This window comes from Serratia sp. BIGb0234 (genome assembly GCF_024809915.1).
Lineage (GTDB): Bacteria > Pseudomonadota > Gammaproteobacteria > Enterobacterales > Enterobacteriaceae > Serratia > Serratia liquefaciens.
In genome coordinates this window covers 183,865-200,571 of sequence record NZ_JANUEI010000008.1, presented here as the reverse complement: position 1 = coordinate 200,571, position 16,707 = coordinate 183,865, and the positions used below count along the sequence as shown (strand labels likewise).

General features: G+C 55.8%; 13 protein-coding genes, 1 tRNA gene and 1 pseudogene. 5 read left to right on the top strand and 10 right to left on the bottom strand.

The window, feature by feature from the left end; all coding sequences use genetic code 11:
- Positions 1-94 precede the first annotated feature (94 nt).
- The 7 genes and pseudogenes from M2407_RS23015 to lptF form a co-directional block, all read right to left on the bottom strand.
- Positions 95-460 (bottom strand): annotated as a pseudogene (locus M2407_RS23015) (ash family protein); the annotation flags it as partial.
- Between the two features lie 5 nt (positions 461-465).
- Positions 466-711: a hypothetical protein gene (locus M2407_RS23010; protein WP_259220002.1), complete on the bottom strand. Its 246-nt coding sequence runs from the start codon at positions 709-711 to the stop codon at positions 466-468.
- Positions 708-971, bottom strand: a complete 264-nt coding sequence (locus tag M2407_RS23005) for an AlpA family transcriptional regulator (RefSeq protein WP_259220001.1) — start codon at positions 969-971, stop codon at positions 708-710. The genes M2407_RS23010 and M2407_RS23005 overlap by 4 nt, the downstream gene beginning before the upstream one ends.
- Before the next feature lie 916 nt (positions 972-1,887).
- On the bottom strand, positions 1,888-3,147 hold the full coding sequence (locus M2407_RS23000) for a phage integrase central domain-containing protein (protein WP_112363048.1): 1,260 nt from the start codon (positions 3,145-3,147) through the stop codon (positions 1,888-1,890).
- Positions 3,148-3,311: 164 nt separating this feature from the next.
- Positions 3,312-3,396, bottom strand: a tRNA-Leu gene (locus M2407_RS22995).
- Between the two features lie 556 nt (positions 3,397-3,952).
- Positions 3,953-5,023: an LPS export ABC transporter permease LptG gene (gene lptG, locus M2407_RS22990; protein WP_020825022.1), complete on the bottom strand. Its 1,071-nt coding sequence runs from the start codon at positions 5,021-5,023 to the stop codon at positions 3,953-3,955.
- Positions 5,023-6,117, bottom strand: coding sequence for an LPS export ABC transporter permease LptF (gene lptF / locus M2407_RS22985; RefSeq protein ID WP_020825021.1), 1,095 nt, complete (start codon positions 6,115-6,117; stop codon positions 5,023-5,025). Before lptF ends, lptG begins: the two co-directional genes overlap by 1 nt.
- A 280-nt stretch (positions 6,118-6,397) precedes the next feature.
- Between lptF and pepA the strand changes: the two genes are divergently transcribed.
- The 4 genes from pepA to M2407_RS22965 all read left to right on the top strand — a co-directional run bounded on the left by pepA (position 6,398) and on the right by M2407_RS22965 (position 12,290).
- Positions 6,398-7,909, top strand: coding sequence for a leucyl aminopeptidase (gene pepA, locus M2407_RS22980; RefSeq protein WP_020825020.1), 1,512 nt, complete (start codon positions 6,398-6,400; stop codon positions 7,907-7,909).
- 209 nt (positions 7,910-8,118) lie between these two features.
- Positions 8,119-8,568 (top strand): DNA polymerase III subunit chi, encoded by a 450-nt coding sequence (locus M2407_RS22975; protein WP_012005017.1) that lies wholly within the window; start codon positions 8,119-8,121, stop codon positions 8,566-8,568.
- Positions 8,569-8,581: 13 nt separating this feature from the next.
- Complete coding sequence (locus M2407_RS22970; RefSeq protein ID WP_201895795.1) at positions 8,582-11,458, top strand: valine--tRNA ligase; 2,877 nt, start codon at positions 8,582-8,584, stop codon at positions 11,456-11,458.
- A gap of 328 nt (positions 11,459-11,786) precedes the next feature.
- Complete coding sequence (locus tag M2407_RS22965) at positions 11,787-12,290, top strand: GNAT family N-acetyltransferase (protein WP_201895796.1); 504 nt, start codon at positions 11,787-11,789, stop codon at positions 12,288-12,290.
- A gap of 47 nt (positions 12,291-12,337) precedes the next feature.
- Here the strand turns inward: M2407_RS22965 and M2407_RS22960 are convergent, their stop codons facing one another.
- Entirely contained in the window at positions 12,338-13,327 is a 990-nt protein-coding gene (locus M2407_RS22960) for an acyltransferase (RefSeq protein WP_259220000.1), read from the bottom strand.
- 352 nt (positions 13,328-13,679) lie between these two features.
- Here M2407_RS22960 and M2407_RS22955 point away from each other — a divergent pair, with 352 nt between their 5' ends.
- Positions 13,680-15,287 carry a GMC family oxidoreductase gene (locus tag M2407_RS22955; RefSeq protein ID WP_259219998.1) on the top strand — a complete coding sequence of 536 codons (1,608 nt, stop codon included), beginning with the start codon at positions 13,680-13,682 and terminating at the stop codon, positions 15,285-15,287.
- Between the two features lie 24 nt (positions 15,288-15,311).
- Here M2407_RS22955 and miaE read toward each other — a convergent pair whose 3' ends face one another.
- The gene (gene miaE, locus M2407_RS22950) at positions 15,312-16,076 is read right to left on the bottom strand and encodes a tRNA isopentenyl-2-thiomethyl-A-37 hydroxylase MiaE (protein WP_044554017.1); all 765 of its coding nucleotides are present in this window, start codon (positions 16,074-16,076) and stop codon (positions 15,312-15,314) included.
- Positions 16,077-16,175: 99 nt separating this feature from the next.
- Positions 16,176-16,604 carry a ribonuclease E inhibitor RraB gene (rraB, locus tag M2407_RS22945; RefSeq protein WP_020825014.1) on the bottom strand — a complete coding sequence of 143 codons (429 nt, stop codon included), beginning with the start codon at positions 16,602-16,604 and terminating at the stop codon, positions 16,176-16,178.
- Positions 16,605-16,707 lie beyond the last annotated feature (103 nt).

Sequence of the window (16,707 nt, the reverse complement as noted above, 5' to 3'; positions counted from 1 at the left end):
CGCTTTACGCTCGGGTGAATAGGTCTTCATAAATATCGTCTCCAACCCCCTGATGATTTTTCAGTTGGAGGCGACAACTACCCTGACATGGGGGGATAGTAGCCATGGTGGCAGCCTCCATTGAGTAATGGTTATTGCTACCACCGAAGTTCCTACGCTTATGGGTGGTAGCCCAGACGGGGGTAGGAATACCGGCCTCAATGGATACCGGCCAGCCCGAAGGCTGCCCCGCCTGAGCCACCATTGTTTGACTGCTGCGATAGCATAACATCCATCGCGCAAAAAATGAGCGCGCTAAGGCCGCGACATAAAAAAACACGCAAGGCGCGTGTTGTGTCGCCATTGAGTAACACGGGTTCCTACGCCCGGCTGCCGATTTTGCGACAGCGGGAAAACTATAACGCAGGGCCGGACATGGGGGCAAGCCGTAAGACACCCCCGGACGTTCAATCGATCGCATAGTGATCAACGACCGGTTTGTAGGTGGTGATTGGTGTCGGCGGCTGCGTCGCTCAGAGACACCGGCCCGGCGCAAAACAGGTGAGGTGTGGCCTGGCGGCTGGTTAGACGGATGACACCGTGTTTAGTGCTGCGGTGTTCCGGTAAGACAATATCCGGGTGCTGGCGTTGCAGCAGGATAGCTTCGGCCACAAACAGCGCGTCGTTATCGTTCAGGGTAAACCTCTGTCGGCCCAGGGTTAACTGCATCATGCGGTGGCCCCCTGATGACGGTTGGCAATGCGTTCATCCATCCACTGCTCCACTTCGGAGGCCAGCCAGGCGACATTTTTGCCACCCAGCGAGATTTGGGCTGGAAACTGCTTACGGGTCATCATCTCGTAAACGGTAGAGCGTGACAGACCGGTGGTGTAAAGCACTTCCGGCAGACGAATAAAGCGTTCGCGTGGGGTGTAATCACTGTGCACAACAGGGGAAGGTGTGGCGTTAACGGGGCGGGAAACTGAAAGCATGTAGTGCTACCTCTTTGTGTCCGGTCAGCTCTGGCCGGGACTGTGTGAACTCTGGTAGCGCCCTATTATGTGAATATTTTGGGGGTTGGCAACAAGGGGATGTTGTGTGGTGGCAGAGCTTTTGTGCTTATTTTTCAATCGAATGGGAACATTGGTTAATATTGACCATTATTGACAATCGCTGGCAACACCACAGAAAAGAAACAGCAATGAATAAGAGTTTATTAATAGGTAAAAACAGGCTAAAGGAACAACCACAGGCTTGCCAGAGAAAAGGGCTTTTTTAGCCGGGTGAACAGCAGTGAACACCGAGTGACGAGTTTAAAACATACTATTCACGATTTTATTTATTGATTTAATTACCTTTTTACTTAAGTGAATAGTAGTGAAGAGTTTATATAAGAACTAAAATCACAATGGGGATTTTTCAGTCATTTTAGAAGGGTTATCAAAAGGAAAACTCATCCGGGATAGATAACGATATCTGGTGGGCAGTCAGCAGATAGATTTTATAGTCTGAACAAAAGACCAATCTCGACATCGCCATGATGGGGTAACCAGGCTCACTTCCATAGTGATGCTGCGCCCCCAGCCCTCACCCAAAACAGCCTTTTTCCTGGCTAGCCTGTGTCAAATTACGCGTGCATGCATAGAGTGCATGATTTTGCATGCAATAAAATGCACGTTGCGCCCCCTTCCGCACCAGTACTGGCGCGGTTTACACCCCTTAATGCACCTGCATGAAAAGCGACACATAAAGCGGGCAGGCGAGGCGGGGGTAGCATTGCGCGCCAGGGGGTATTACAAAGAAAAACCATCGGGGGGGCTTATTTTACTACGGTGCTATTTCTTGAGTTATTAGACGGAGTGCCATGAGGTGACACTCCCTTAAAGACGAAGCGTTATTGTGAATGGATCATCCCTTTTCACGGGCAAAATCATAGGGCCCAATGCTTGCTTCTTTATTCGCGTCTAGATAATCAGCCCACCATTGCACCATCAGACGACGTTCATCCAAATGCTCGGAGGTATGGATATACGCCGCACGCACATTATTGCGCTCAGAGTGGCTTAATTGGCGCTCTATTGCATCGTCACTCCACAACCCAGACTCCCCCAATGCACCACGAGCCATCGTCCTGAAACCATGCCCACACACCTCCGTTTTGGTGTCATACCCCATTGCACGCAGCGCGTTATTCACTGTGTTTTCGCTCATAACTTTTTTGGGATCATGGTCGCCTGGGAAAAGGCGCTCATTATCACCACTTAGCTCTTTCAATCTCTCCAGCAAGATCAATGCCTGGCGACTGAGTGGAACAAGATGTTCTTCTTTCATCTTCATACCACGGTGTGAATAGCGTACGCCTTTGATTTCTTCTCGTTGCGCCGGTATGCGCCAACAAGCTCTATCAAAATCGAATTCATCCCAACGAGCAAAGCGTAGCTCGCTAGAACGCACAAAAGTAAGTAAGGAAAGCTCCACAGCAATACGGGTCATCAGACGACCACGATAAGCTGCAAGGCGAGAAAGAAACTCAGGAAAACGATGTGGGGGCAATGCAGGATAGTGTCGGGCTTTGGTCGTTGCCAAAGCCCCAGCCATGTCACTGGCAGGATTCGAATCGATATAATCGTTCTGGACGGCATAGCGCATGATGGCCGTAACACGCTGCTGGAGACGCTGCGCAACATCGTGCTTACCGGTGGCATCAACGGCTTTAATCGGTGTTAAGAGGTGGCTGGTTTTTAGACCGCGAATATCAGCCGCGCCAATACGCGGGAAAATATACAGTTCCAGATAGCGAAGCACACGTGAACGGTGATCCTCACTCCAACGCTTATTGCTGGCATGCCATTCTCTGGCTATGGTTTCAAAAGTATATGCCCCCGCCGCTTCGGCCTGGGTTTCCTTGTGTTCGGCTTTCGGGTCTATCCCCTGCACCAGTAACCTTTTGGCCTCATCTCGTTTACTGCGGGCTTCGGCAAGGGTTATTGACGGCCACACGCCAAAAGCCAAGCGGTCTTCTTTTTTGTCGGCAGGTCGACGGTACTTCATACGCCAGTACTTGGATCCCTTTGCCGTGACTTCAAGGTACAAACCGCCCCCATCAGCCATTTTGTAAGTTTTCTCTTTAGGCTTGGCGGTCTCGACCTGGCGGGCATTGAGCTTCATTTTGGGGGCACATTTCTAATCGAAGTGGGGATGCCCCCAATTATGCCCCCTGCGGGGTCTGGATTGCAACGGATGTGCTCGGACGGATTCAGACCAAAAAAAAAGCCTTTCGGCTTTAATTTTAGTAACTTACGGACTGTTACGGACGTTCTCGAACATACTAATGGTGCCGAAGGCCGGACTCGAACCGGCACGTATCTCTACGGTTGATTTTGAATCAACTGCGTCTACCGATTTCGCCACTTCGGCACTGCAAGTAGTATGCGGAAAACGGGTGCATTATACCTTTCAGCGATCTACGTGCAACACTTATCCGTTGTTCAATGAGTTAAGTGCTGAAAAAATCGTCGCCGGGGTCACATTGGGTTCGTTTTTTGGGCGAAGTAAGGCGTGTCGATCGGGGATAACTGTGGCATACGGCACTGGCGCGGCATGCGGCGCCTCTACGCATATCATCGGGGATAACTGTGGCAAACAGCACGGACGCGGCGTGCAGCGCCCCTACGGATAACATCGGGGATAGCTGTGGCAAACAACACGGGCGCAGCATACGGCGCCCCTACGCATAATATCGGGGATAACTGTGGCAAACGGCACGGGTACGGCATGCGGCGCCTCTACGCATATCATCGGGGATAACTGTGGCAAACAGCACGGGCGCAGCGTGCAGCGCCCCTACGGATGATATCGACGATGATAATGGGCACTGTGCATAGCGGTATCAGCAGTAGCGCGCTGCAGAGTTCCCAGAAACAAAAAAGGCGTAACCGCATGGCTACGCCTTTTTAAATCATCTGTCGTGCCGCTACTTGCGTTTTAGCAGCATATACACGCTGATCAACAGGAACAGCATGCTTGGCAGCAACGCGCCCAGTACCGGCGGCATGTTGTACACCAGGCTCAGCGGGCCGAATATCTGGTCCAGCACGTAGAACAGGAAGCCGAAGCTGATACCGGTCACCACACGCACGCCCATCGGCACGCTGCGCAGCGGCCCGAAGATGAACGACAGCGCCATCAGCATCATCACCGCGACGGACAGCGGCGAGAACACTTTGCTCCACATGTTCAGCTGGTAGCGGTTGGCTTCCTGGCCGCTTTGTTTCAGGTACTTCACGTAGTTGTGCAGGCCGCTGATCGAAAGCGAGGTTGGGTCCAGCGCCACCACGCCCAGTTTGTCCGGGGTCAGGTTGGTTTTCCATTCGCCTGTCAGCGTCTGGGTGCCGGTCACCTGCTTTTCATTGGTCAGGTCAGAGGTATCCACCTGCGAAAGCTTCCACACGCCGTCTTCAAAGCTGGCGGTGGCGGCATAGCGCACCGTCTCCAGCCTGCGCTGGTCGTTGAAGTGGTAGATATTGACGCCGGAAAGCTCTTTCTCGCCCGCCACGCGCTCGATGTAGATGAAGTCGTTGCCGTCCTTCGCCCACAGGCCGTTTTTGGTGGAAAGCAGCGAGCCGCCGTACATCTGCTGCGCGCGGTAGTTGCGCGCCATCTGGTCGCCCTGCGGTGCCACCCACTCGCCAATCGCCATGGTCAACAGCACCAGCGGGATAGCGGTTTTCATCACCGAGCCGGCGATCTGCATGCGGGTAAAGCCGGAAGCCTGCATCACCACCAGTTCACTGCGCGTCGCCAGTTGCCCCAGCCCGAGCAGTGCGCCCAGCAGCGCGGCCATCGGGAAGAAGATCTCGATGTCTTTCGGTACACTCAGCAGGGTAAACATCCCGGCGCTCAGTGCCGTGTACTCGCCCTGGCCCACTTTACGCAGCTGGTCGACGAACTTGATGATGCCGGAAAGCGACACCAGCATGAACAACGTCATGATGATGGTGTTGAAAATCGTCTTACCGATATATCGGTCTAAAACGCCAAACATCAGGCCGCTCCTCTCAGGCGTGCACGCAGCTTACGCATCGGCACCGTATCCCACAGGTTTAGCGCCAGCGCGATCGCAAAGTACGCCGCGTTGACCACCCAAAGCCATATCATCGGGTCCAGTTTGCCCTTGCCGCCGTTGGAACGCAGCGACGTCTGCAGCAGGAAGAAAATCAAATACAGCAGGATGGCCGGCAGCATGCTGAGCACGCGGCCCTGGCGTGGGTTGACCACGCTGAGCGGTACCACCAACAGCGCCATGATCACCACGGAAAGCACCAGCGTCAGGCGCCAGTGGAACTCGGCGCGCGCGTCCGGGTCGTCAGACTCCAGCAGCGTCTGCATCGACATCTGCTCGGCCTGGTTGCCGTCCACGGCGACCGTGCGGTGACCGACCACGGCTTTGTAGTCGTTGAAATCGGTAATGCGGAAGTCACGCAGCAGCGCGGTGCCTTCGAAGCGGGTGCCCTTGTCCAGCGTCACCACCTGCGAACCGTCTTTCATCTGGTTGATCTGGCCATGCTCAGCCACCACCACGGATGGGCGTTGGTTGCCGTTCGGCCGCAGTTGCGCCAGGAACACGTCGTTGAAGGTGCTGCCTTTTACGTTGCCGATAAACAGCACCGCGTTGCCGTCTTGCGAAGGTTTGAACTGCCCTTCCGCCAACCCGGCGATGCTGGGGTTGGCTTTGGCTTCGCTGATTACCACGTCCTGATAGCGCGAGGCCATGGGCCCGGCCCAGAACACGTTGACCGCCGCCACGGCAGAGGTGATCAGCGCCAGCACCATCGCGGCGATAATCAGGGTGCGTTTACCCAGCCCGCAGGCATGCATCACGGTGATTTCGCTGTCGGTATACAGCCGCCCAAGCGTCATCAATAAGCCGAGAAACAGGCTTAACGGCAGGATTAGCTGCGCCATCTTCGGCACACCCAATGCGAGCAATGAAAGGACTAAATTTGTCGGGACATCGCCGTCCACCGCATCGCCTAACACCTTGACCAGGTTCTGACAAAAGAAGATCAGAAGCAGGATGAAAAGGATCGCGATTTGGCTCTTTAGCGTTTCCCGTACCAGATATCTTATGATGATCACGCTTATTACGCCTGTGAAAACTTGTCTTTTTGCAGGAAAATCGATAGTTTCATCGCTAATCCGCCATTTATTCTCATCATATGGCAACCAACACAGCTAAAATAGTATTACAACATCTAGCATTTGGGTGTCCTATAGGAACTTACTTATAGTCGCCAAAACAGAGCAATTTACGCCGTTCAGGTTAACATAGTTAGTTAACTCAATGGCGGGAGATCGTTACGGAGTACGTTATTCTAGCCGTAGCGCCTGCCTTTGTCTTTAAGATTCAGGAGAGTGCATGGAGTTCAGTGTAAAAAGCGGTAGCCCGGAAAAACAGCGCAGTGCCTGTATTGTAGTCGGCGTTTTCGAACCGCGCCGCTTGTCCCCTATCGCAGAACAACTCGACAAAATCAGTGATGGTTATATCAGCGCTTTGCTGCGCCGTGGCGAACTGGAAGGTAAAGTCGGGCAGACGTTACTGCTGCACCATGTGCCTAACATTCTCTCCGAACGCATCCTGTTGATTGGCTGTGGCAAAGAGCGCGAGCTCGATGAACGCCAGTACAAACAGGTGATTCAAAAAACCATCAATACCCTTAACGATACCGGCTCCATGGAAGCGGTCTGCTTCCTGACCGAGCTGCACGTGAAAGGCCGCAACACTTACTGGAAGGTGCGCCAGGCGGTGGAAACCGCAAAAGAAACGCTCTACACCTTCGATCAGCTGAAAAGCAATAAAGTGGAGCCGCGCCGTCCGCTGCGCAAAATGGTGTTCAATGTGCCGACCCGCCGTGAGCTCACCAGCGGTGAACGCGCTATCCAGCACGGTCTGGCCGTCTCTTCCGGTATCAAGGCAGCGAAAGATCTCGGCAATATGCCGCCGAACATCTGTAACGCCGGCTACCTGGCCTCTCAGGCTCGTCAACTGGCGGATGCCTTCAGCACCAACATCACCACCCGCGTCATCGGCGAACAGCAGATGAAAGAGCTGGGGATGAACGCCTATCTGGCGGTTGGCGCAGGGTCGCAGAACGAATCGCTGATGTCGGTGATGGAATATAAAGGCAACCCGAACCCGGACGCCAAGCCGATTGTGCTGGTGGGTAAAGGGCTGACCTTCGACTCCGGCGGTATCTCGATCAAACCTGCCGACAGCATGGACGAGATGAAGTACGACATGTGTGGCGCCGCCACCGTGTACGGCGTGATGCGCGTGGTGGCGGAATTGAACCTGCCGCTGAACGTGATCGGCGTACTGGCCGGCTGTGAAAACATGCCGGGCGGCAGCGCTTATCGTCCGGGTGACGTGCTGACCACCATGTCCGGCCAGACCGTCGAGGTGTTGAACACCGATGCCGAAGGCCGCCTGGTGCTGTGCGACACCCTGACCTACGTTGAGCGTTTCGATCCGGAGCTGGTGATTGACGTTGCCACTCTGACCGGCGCCTGCGTGATTGCGCTGGGCCACCACATCACCGGCCTGATGTCGAACCACAACCCGCTGGCACACGAACTGATCGGCGCGTCCGAACAGGCCGGTGACCGCGCGTGGCGCTTGCCGATGTCCGACGAGTACTATGAGCAGTTGGACTCCAATTTTGCCGATATGGCGAACATTGGCGGCCGTCCGGGCGGGGCTATCACCGCAGCCTGCTTCCTGTCGCGCTTTACCCGCAAGTACAGCTGGGCGCACCTGGATATCGCCGGCACCGCCTGGCGTTCCGGCAAGGCCAAAGGCGCAACCGGCCGTCCGGTAGCGATGCTGGCGCAGTTCCTGCTCAATCGCGCGGGGCTGAACGGCGACGATTAAATCTGAGCGGTAATTCAGGTATAATCCCCAAGGGTACAGCATGCTGTACCCTTGTGTTTTTAGTAATGCTGCACAATTTTATAAACCCAATAGCTTTCGAGTTGCAGCAAGGCGGCAACCGAGAGAATCCCCAGGAGCTTACACGGGTAAGTGACTGGGGTGAGGGAGGGCAGCCAACACGGCTGCAGCTTGAAAGATGAAGGGGTTATATGAAACAGGCTACGTTCTATTTAATTGAACATGCGGAACCGGCAGGTGCGCTCAGCGCGCATGAGGCCGTGGCCTGCGCCGTTGCCGCCGAACGCTGGCGCTCCGGCAAGCGGGTGTTGATCGCCTGCGAAAGCCAGGAACAGGCCCAGCGGTTGGACGAAGCGCTGTGGCAGCGCGATCCGCACCAGTTCGTGCCGCACAACCTGGCCGGCGAAGGGCCACACTACGGTGCCCCGGTCGAGCTGTGCTGGCCCGGCAAACGCGGCAACTCACCGCGCGATCTGCTGATCGCCCTGCTGCCGCAGTTTGCAGATTTTGCTACTGCTTTCCATGAAGTGGTAGACTTCGTCCCTTACGAAGACACCTTAAAACAGTTGGCGCGCGACCGATATAAAGCCTATCGCAGCGTCGGCTTCCATTTGACCACGGCAACGCCGCCAACTCACTGAACAACGATATAAAATGGAAAAGACAAACAGTCATCTCGATACTGCATACGACCCGAAAGAGATCGAACAGAAGCTGTACGATCACTGGGAAAACCAGGGTTACTTCAAGCCAAACGGTGATACCAGCCAGGAAAGCTTCTGCATCATGATCCCGCCGCCGAACGTTACCGGCAGCCTGCACATGGGTCACGCTTTCCAGCAGACCATCATGGACACCATGATCCGTTACCAGCGCATGCAGGGTAAAAATACCCTGTGGCAGGCCGGTACCGACCATGCCGGTATCGCCACCCAGATGGTGGTTGAGCGCAAGATCGCCGCAGAAGAAAACAAAACTCGCCATGACTATGGCCGCGATGCGTTCATCGACAAAATCTGGCAGTGGAAAGCGGAATCCGGCGGCACCATCACCCGCCAGATGCGTCGCCTGGGCAACTCCGTGGACTGGGAGCGCGAGCGCTTCACCATGGACGAAGGCCTGTCCAACGCGGTACGCGAAGTGTTTGTCCGCCTGCACAAAGAAGATCTGATCTACCGCGGCAAACGCCTGGTGAACTGGGATCCGAAACTGCGCACCGCCATCTCCGATCTGGAAGTGGAAAACCGCGAGTCCAAAGGCTCCATGTGGCACCTGCGCTATCCGCTGGCTGACGGCGCCAAAACCGCCGAAGGCAAAGATTACCTGGTGGTCGCCACCACCCGTCCGGAAACCGTGCTCGGTGATACCGGCGTGGCGGTAAACCCGGAAGACCCGCGCTACAAAGATTTGATCGGCAAAGAAATCATTCTGCCGCTGGTGGGCCGCCGCATCCGCATCGTCGGTGACGAGCACGCCGATATGGAAAAAGGCACCGGCTGCGTGAAAATCACCCCGGCGCACGACTTTAACGACTACGAAGTCGGTAAACGTCACGGCCTGCCGATGATCAACATCCTGACTTTCGACGGCGATATCCGTCAGGAAGCGGAAGTGTTCAACACCCTCGGCGAAATCTGCACCGATTACTGCAACGAAATCCCGGCCCAGTTCCGTGGCCTGGAGCGTTTCGCGGCGCGTAAAGCGGTGGTTGCCGCCTTTGACGGATTGGGCCTGCTCGACGAGATCAAACCGCACGACCTGACGGTGCCTTACGGCGACCGCGGCGGCGTGGTGATCGAACCCATGCTGACCGACCAATGGTACGTACGTACCGCACCGCTGGCGAAAGTGGCGGTGGAAGCGGTTGAGCAAGGCGAAATTCAGTTCGTGCCGAAGCAGTACGAAAACATGTACTTCAGCTGGATGCGCGACATTCAGGACTGGTGTATCTCTCGTCAGCTGTGGTGGGGTCACCGTATCCCGGCCTGGTACGACGTGAACGGCAAAGTCTACGTGGGCCGCAGCGAAGAAGAAGTGCGCAGCGAAAACAACCTGGGCGCCGACGTGGTGCTGACTCAGGACGAAGACGTGCTGGACACCTGGTTCTCTTCCGGCCTGTGGACCTTCTCTACCCTGGGCTGGCCAGAGCAGACCGACGCGCTGAAAACCTTCCACCCGACCAGTGTGATGGTCAGCGGCTTCGACATCATCTTCTTCTGGATTGCGCGCATGATCATGCTGACCATGCACTTCATGAAGGACGAAAACGGCAAGCCGCAGGTTCCGTTCAAGACGGTCTACATGACCGGTCTGATCCGCGACGACGAAGGGCAGAAGATGTCCAAGTCGAAAGGCAACGTGATCGACCCGCTGGACATGGTTGACGGCATCTCGCTGGAAGACCTGCTGGAAAAACGCACCGGCAACATGATGCAGCCGCAGCTGGCGGAGAAAATCCGCAAGCGCACCGAGAAGCAGTTCCCGAACGGCATCGAGCCGCACGGCACCGACGCCCTGCGCTTCACCCTGGCGGCGCTGGCCTCTACCGGCCGTGACATCAACTGGGACATGAAGCGCCTGGAAGGCTACCGCAACTTCTGTAACAAGCTGTGGAACGCCAGCCGCTTCGTACTGATGAACGCGGAAGGTCAGGACTGCGGCTTCAACGGCGGCGAGAAAGTGCTGTCGCTGGCGGACCGCTGGATCCTGGCCGAATTCAACCGTACGGTGAAGGCATACCGCGAAGCGCTGGACACCTACCGCTTCGATCTGGCCGCCAACATCCTGTACGAATTCACCTGGAACCAGTTCTGTGACTGGTACCTGGAGCTGACCAAGCCGGTCGTGAGCAACGGCAGCGAAGCGGAACAGCGCGGTACCCGCCACACGCTGATCACCGTGCTGGAAGCCCTGCTGCGCCTGGCGCACCCGGTGATCCCGTTCATTACCGAAACCATCTGGCAGCGCGTGAAAACCCTGACCGGCGAAACCGCAGACACCATCATGCTGCAACCCTTCCCAGAGTACGACGCCGCGTTGGAAGACGCGCAGGCGCTGAACGATCTGGAATGGATCAAGCAGGCGATCACCGCGGTGCGTAACATCCGCGCCGAGATGAACATCGCTCCGAGCAAACAGCTGGAAGTGCTGCTGCGCAACTGCAGTGCCGACGCTCAGCGTCGCGTGCAGGAGAACCAGAGCTTTATCGAGCGTCTGGCGCGTCTGGAGTCTATCGCCCTGCTGCCTGCGGGTGACAAAGGCCCGGTATCGGTCACCAAACTGGTGGACGGCGCCGAGCTGCTGATCCCTATGGCCGGCTTTATCGATAAAGACGCCGAAATCGCGCGTCTGTCGAAAGAGATGGGCAAGCTGGATGCAGAAATCGCCTCGATCGAAGGCAAGCTGGCCAACGAAGGCTTTGTGGCGCGCGCGCCGGAAGCCGTGGTCGCCAAAGAGCGCGAACGTCTGGCAGCCTGCAAAGAAGGTAAAGTGAAGCTGCAGGAACAGCAGGCGACCATCGCCGCGCTGTAATCTTTCGGTTCACTGCAACAGTTGAAAAACAGCGGGGATTTCCCCGCTGTTTTTTTATCGCCGTTGCATCAGCCATATAAATACCCAATAGATTTCGAGATGCAGGAAGGCGGCAAGTGAGCGAAGCCCCAGGAGCTTACATAAGTAAGTGACTGGGGTAAGAAAACGCAGCCAACACATCTGCAGCTTGAAAGATGAAGGGTATAGATGTTATTACAAGATATTAAAGCTGCATGGACGCCGCCGAGATATAACCCCGGCGCGTTTTCGTCTGCACAAAAAACGATATTCCGGAGCCCTTCGGGTTCTTTTTATGGCGAGTGTAACTATGACAACAGCAACCCCAGTACGTCTTCTGGTGCGCCCAATAACGGCTGACGACAATGCCGCTATTGCTAATGTCATTCGCGAAGTCTCTGCCGAGCACGGCCTGACGGCGGACAAAGGCTATACCGTTTCCGACCCCAATCTGGACGTCTTGTATCAGCTCTACAGCCTGCCACGCAGCGCTTATTGGGTGATAGAAGTCGATGACCGGATTGCCGGCGGTGGCGGCGTGGCCCCGCTGCAGGGCGGTGACGACGATATTTGCGAATTACAGAAAATGTATTTCCTGCCGATTTTGCGCGGCCAGGGCCTGGCAAAACGCCTGGCGCTGCAGGCACTGGAGTTTGCCCGTCAACAGGGCTTCCGCTGTTGTTATTTGGAAACCACCGCCAGCCTGACGCAGGCCATCGGCCTGTACGAGCATCTGGGCTTCGAACATATCGACCACGCCATGGGCACCACTGGCCACGTCGACTGCGAAGTCACCATGCTGAAAACGCTTTAATCTTGCTGCTGCGCCCGCGGTCATCACGGGCGCAACATTCAGCCTCCCTACGCCGTTACCCTGCCCTTGATCGCCAGCTCAATCCGGCTCAGCACCAGGCTGGTCAGGTAGGACACCACAATCAGCAGCAGCAGGATCAGCGGCGTATAGCGCGGCGCAAAAATCAGCTTTTGGGTAAAGTAATAGCAGTAGAAGCTGTGGGTCAGCCACATGTACATCGAATGCTTGCCCAGCTCGCCCACCACCCGATTCACCGTGCTGCCCAGCCCGTCTGCGGTTTTCATCATCGCGATGATAAACAGCGGCGTCACCAGCAGCAGCCCCGGATTATGGGCGACGATAAACACCGCTACCGTCACCATCAGCAAGATCAGCGGATGGGTGCGGCTCAGGGTAACAATCAGCTTCGACAGCCAGAAGTCCGCCGGCATTTGCTTGCTGCGGCCAAACACCATGCCAAAGCCGAAAGGCAGTAGCCAGGTGCAATATTCGATCAAGATTTCAGGCGCCCAGGCGAAATACTGCAGCCCTCTGCCGCACAGCGCCGCCAGAACCAGCAGCCCCAGTAAAGGGTAGATATTCAGCCGCGACAACAGCGGCAGAGAAAGCACGTACAGCACATAGAGTTTGAAGAACCACCACTCGCTGTTATACGTGGATTTAATGCCAATCAGGTTTTCGAGAAACAGCGGCAGGGAAAGGCTATACCTTTCTCCGGGAAAGAAGAAAATGCCGATAGGGACAAAGATAAATAACACTATCCAATAGCTGATATATAAATTCTTCAGCTTTCCCCAGATATAGTGAAACGACACTTCTTTTTTCAGCGCAAACCCGTAACCGGACAGAAACAGAAACATCGAAACGCAAATCTTGCCGAACAGACCAAGATACATTTCAAGATCAACGCTGTTAACAATATGATAGACCGGGATATCCGGGCTAATTCGGATCGGGTAGGCAAACAGGTGATGGATCAGCATCAATATGATGGCAATCCCTTTTAAATAATTAGATTTATTAATCGAAATGTCCATATTTCTTAATATCTTATCCAACCACAGAGTGGCTCATCATATAGCAGCATTTTTGTGCTGACATCCTCTTTCCCGCTCGGATAAATCTCATATTTAATATTCCGTTTAGAAACAATGCGCCGGATATTTATCACCGCGTATTTTTCGCTCCGGTATCGTCACGGTCGCGCAAACCACGAAAAATATTAATATGAACATTTTATTTTTTATATATTAAAATCAATTATTTGATAAAAGTTAAAAACAATTTATGTGATATTCATTAACAAATTAACGATTTGAAATTGACCTACCGCCCGCTTGCGATACTCTGCCATGACAGGCTCATGCCGTAATCGCACAGGGAGCAGTCATGTCGGAAAACGCTTTTGATTACATCATTGTCGGCGCAGGTTCCGCCGGCTGCGTACTGGCAGCGCAGTTGATCCGCCGCACTCAGGCACGGGTGTTACTGCTGGAAGCCGGTGGCGACGACAATAATTTATTCATCAAGATGCCGGCCGGCGTGGCGAAAATCATCGCCAAAAAAAGCTGGCCCTACGAAACCGAACCCGAGCCGCACGCCAACAACCGCCGCATGCAGATCGCCCAGGGCAAGGTGTTGGGCGGCAGCAGCTCGGTCAACGGCATGATCTATATTCGTGGCCAGCGGCAAGATTACGACGAGTGGGCCGAACGTTACGGCTGCGTCGGCTGGGGCTATCAGGACGTGCTGCCCTATTTCAAGCGTGCCGAGGCCAACGAGAGCCTGTCCGACGCCTATCACGGCGGTGAGGGCCTGCTGCCAGTCAGCGAGAACCGCTACCGACACCCGCTCAGCATGGCGTTTATCCGCGCGGGCCAGGAGCTGGACCTGCCCTACCGCAACGATTTCAACGGCGACAGCCAGCACGGCGTCGGCTTCTACCAGACCACCACCCATAACGGCGAGCGCGCCAGCACTGCACGCACCTACCTGAAATCGGTGCGTAACGAACAGCGCCTGGTGGTGAAACTGAATGCGCTGGTGCACCGAGTGGTATTGGACAACAACGTCGCCACCGGCGTGGTGTATAGCCAAAACGGCGGTGCCGAAGTCACCGCGCATGCGGCAAAGGAAGTGATCCTCAGCGCCGGCGCGGTAGGATCGCCGAAGATCCTGATGCTGTCAGGCATTGGGCCACGCGAACATCTGCAACAGTTGGGCATAACCCCGCTCGCCGATCTGCCGGTGGGCAAGAACTTCCACGATCACCTGCATATGTCGATCAACGTCAGCACCCAGCAACCGATCAGCCTCTACGGTGCCGATCGCGGGCTGCAGGCGCTACGCCACGGCACCGAATGGCTGGCGTTTCGCAGCGGCGTGCTGAGCTCCAACGTACTGGAAGGTGCCGCCTTCACCGACAGCCAGGGTGACGGCCGGCCCGACGTGCAAATCCACTTCCTGCCGATGCTCGACAGCTGGGACGACGTGCCCGGCGAACCGCTGCCCAATATCCACGGTTTCACGCTCAAGGTCGGTTATCTGCAGCCCAAGGCGCGAGGGGAAGTCCTGCTACGCAGCCGCGATCCGCGCGATCCGGTGAAGCTGCACGCCAATTACCTCGGCCATCCGGAGGATCTGGCCGGCAGCGTGCGCGCGGTGAAATTCGGCCTGCGCTTCCTGCAAACCGCGGCCCTCAAGCCGCTGATCAAAGATCTGCTGATGCCGCAGCCGGCGTGGTTGAACGATGACGCCCAGCTGGAGGAGTTTGTGCGCAACTTCTGCAAGACGGTGTATCACCCGGTAGGCAGTTGCCGCATGGGCCAATCGCCGCAGGACTCGGTGACCGATCTGCAACTGCGGGTGCACGGTTTTGAGCGACTGCGGGTGATCGACTGCTCGGTGATGCCGCAGGTCACCAGCGGCAATACCAATGCGCCGACCATTATGCTGGCGGAAAAAGCGGTGGATTTGCTGCTGGGCGCACCGGCGTAACTGAGTTGCGCGGGCGCCCGACTATCAGGCGAAGGCGGGCACGCCGCTGTGGAAGCGGAACTCGCTGTCCGGCGTTTGGATAAGCTCTGCTTCAATGCGGCCGAAATGGGCCACCCGCTCACTGATGTCGCCACCGGCTATCTGTTCGGCAAGCTGCAGGTAATCCTGATAGTGGCGCGCTTCGGAGCGCAGCAGCGAAACGTAGAAACGGTTTAACTCGTCGTCCAGATGCGGTGCCAACCGGGCAAAGCGCTCGCAGGAGCGGGCTTCGATATAGGCACCGCAAATCAGCTTATCAATCAGCGTGGCCGGATCGTGGGTGCGGATCTCGCGGATCATGCCTTTGGCATAGCGGCTGGCGGTGATCTTCTTATACGGGATCTGCCGCGCCAGCATGATCTCCAGCACCTGCGAGAAGTGATGCAACTCTTCTTTGATCAGCAACACCATCTTGTCCGCCAGATCCTGGCCGTAGGCCGAGCCGTTCTTAGGCAAGATCTTGCGGGTGAAATTGTTTTGCTGAAACAAGGCTTCCGGCACGCCCTGCGCTTCATGCAGAAACGCTTCATAAGGCCTTAGCAGCGCCAACAAGGCATCGCCGCTCTCCTTGTCTGCCACGTAACGGCGGATTAGCCACATGCCGGTTTGCGCCGCTTTCAGCTCGCACACCATATGGTCGGTCAGCAACAGCGGCAGGTTTTCCGGACGACGGGCGGCGTCGATCCAGGCGTCTGGGGTTTCGCAATGCAGGAAGTTTAAAATGGGGGCTAACAGGGATTGGTATTTCATCTGCTTCAACTGCCCTGTGCATTTCAAGTTACAGCTAGCGCTGCGGCTTGAAAAACGGCGGGATAGGCGGGGCCGGCGAGCGCCGGCCCACAAGATTAATTAATGGCGTTTACCGTCGTCGTCTTCGTCGATGAAGTCACCTTCTTCTTCGTCGTCGTCACCTTCTTCGCCGTTCGGATCTTCAAAGTAGGTGCCCCAACCGTCGTAGTTGACGCCGCAACGTGCCGCCAACGCCACCAGCTGCTCTACCTGAGTGTCGATCAGCTCGGCGTTGAGACCGATTTCGCTGATCACGTCACAGCACATCACCAGGGTACCGTCTTCCACTTCCAGCTCTTCGGCGTCGGTCACTTCGTAGCCCAACTTGAAGGCTTCAACGGCGGCCTGCTCCAGCACTTCAAACTTCTCAGCAGAAAGGTGGTGTTCGATAGTGTAGAGCGCTTCCGGATCGCTGCCGTCTTCCAGCAGTTCTTCGATGATCAGGCGGGTCTCTTCACGTTGTTCTTCTAGCTGTTCGCGGTTTGCCATGCCTATATCCTCAAGTCAAATGGCCTGTATTCCTTCTATTTTCACACACCGTCGGCATTGCTTCCACGATAAACGTGAAAGATTTCTCCCACGGGGTTGAAAT

Coding starts and splice junctions, on each gene's coding strand:
- M2407_RS23005 (WP_259220001.1), bottom strand. CDS start 971: ATGCTTTCAGTTTCCCGCCCCGTTAACGCCACACCTTCCCCTGTTGTG.
- M2407_RS22965 (WP_201895796.1), top strand. CDS start 11,787: ATGACAACAGCAACCCCAGTACGTCTTCTGGTGCGCCCAATAACGGCT.
- pepA (WP_020825020.1), top strand. CDS start 6,398: ATGGAGTTCAGTGTAAAAAGCGGTAGCCCGGAAAAACAGCGCAGTGCC.
- M2407_RS22975 (WP_012005017.1), top strand. CDS start 8,119: ATGAAACAGGCTACGTTCTATTTAATTGAACATGCGGAACCGGCAGGT.
- M2407_RS23010 (WP_259220002.1), bottom strand. CDS start 711: ATGATGCAGTTAACCCTGGGCCGACAGAGGTTTACCCTGAACGATAAC.
- M2407_RS22960 (WP_259220000.1), bottom strand. CDS start 13,327: ATGGACATTTCGATTAATAAATCTAATTATTTAAAAGGGATTGCCATC.
- miaE (WP_044554017.1), bottom strand. CDS start 16,076: ATGAAATACCAATCCCTGTTAGCCCCCATTTTAAACTTCCTGCATTGC.
- lptG (WP_020825022.1), bottom strand. CDS start 5,023: ATGTTTGGCGTTTTAGACCGATATATCGGTAAGACGATTTTCAACACC.
- rraB (WP_020825014.1), bottom strand. CDS start 16,604: ATGGCAAACCGCGAACAGCTAGAAGAACAACGTGAAGAGACCCGCCTG.
- M2407_RS23000 (WP_112363048.1), bottom strand. CDS start 3,147: ATGAAGCTCAATGCCCGCCAGGTCGAGACCGCCAAGCCTAAAGAGAAA.
- M2407_RS22955 (WP_259219998.1), top strand. CDS start 13,680: ATGTCGGAAAACGCTTTTGATTACATCATTGTCGGCGCAGGTTCCGCC.
- M2407_RS22970 (WP_201895795.1), top strand. CDS start 8,582: ATGGAAAAGACAAACAGTCATCTCGATACTGCATACGACCCGAAAGAG.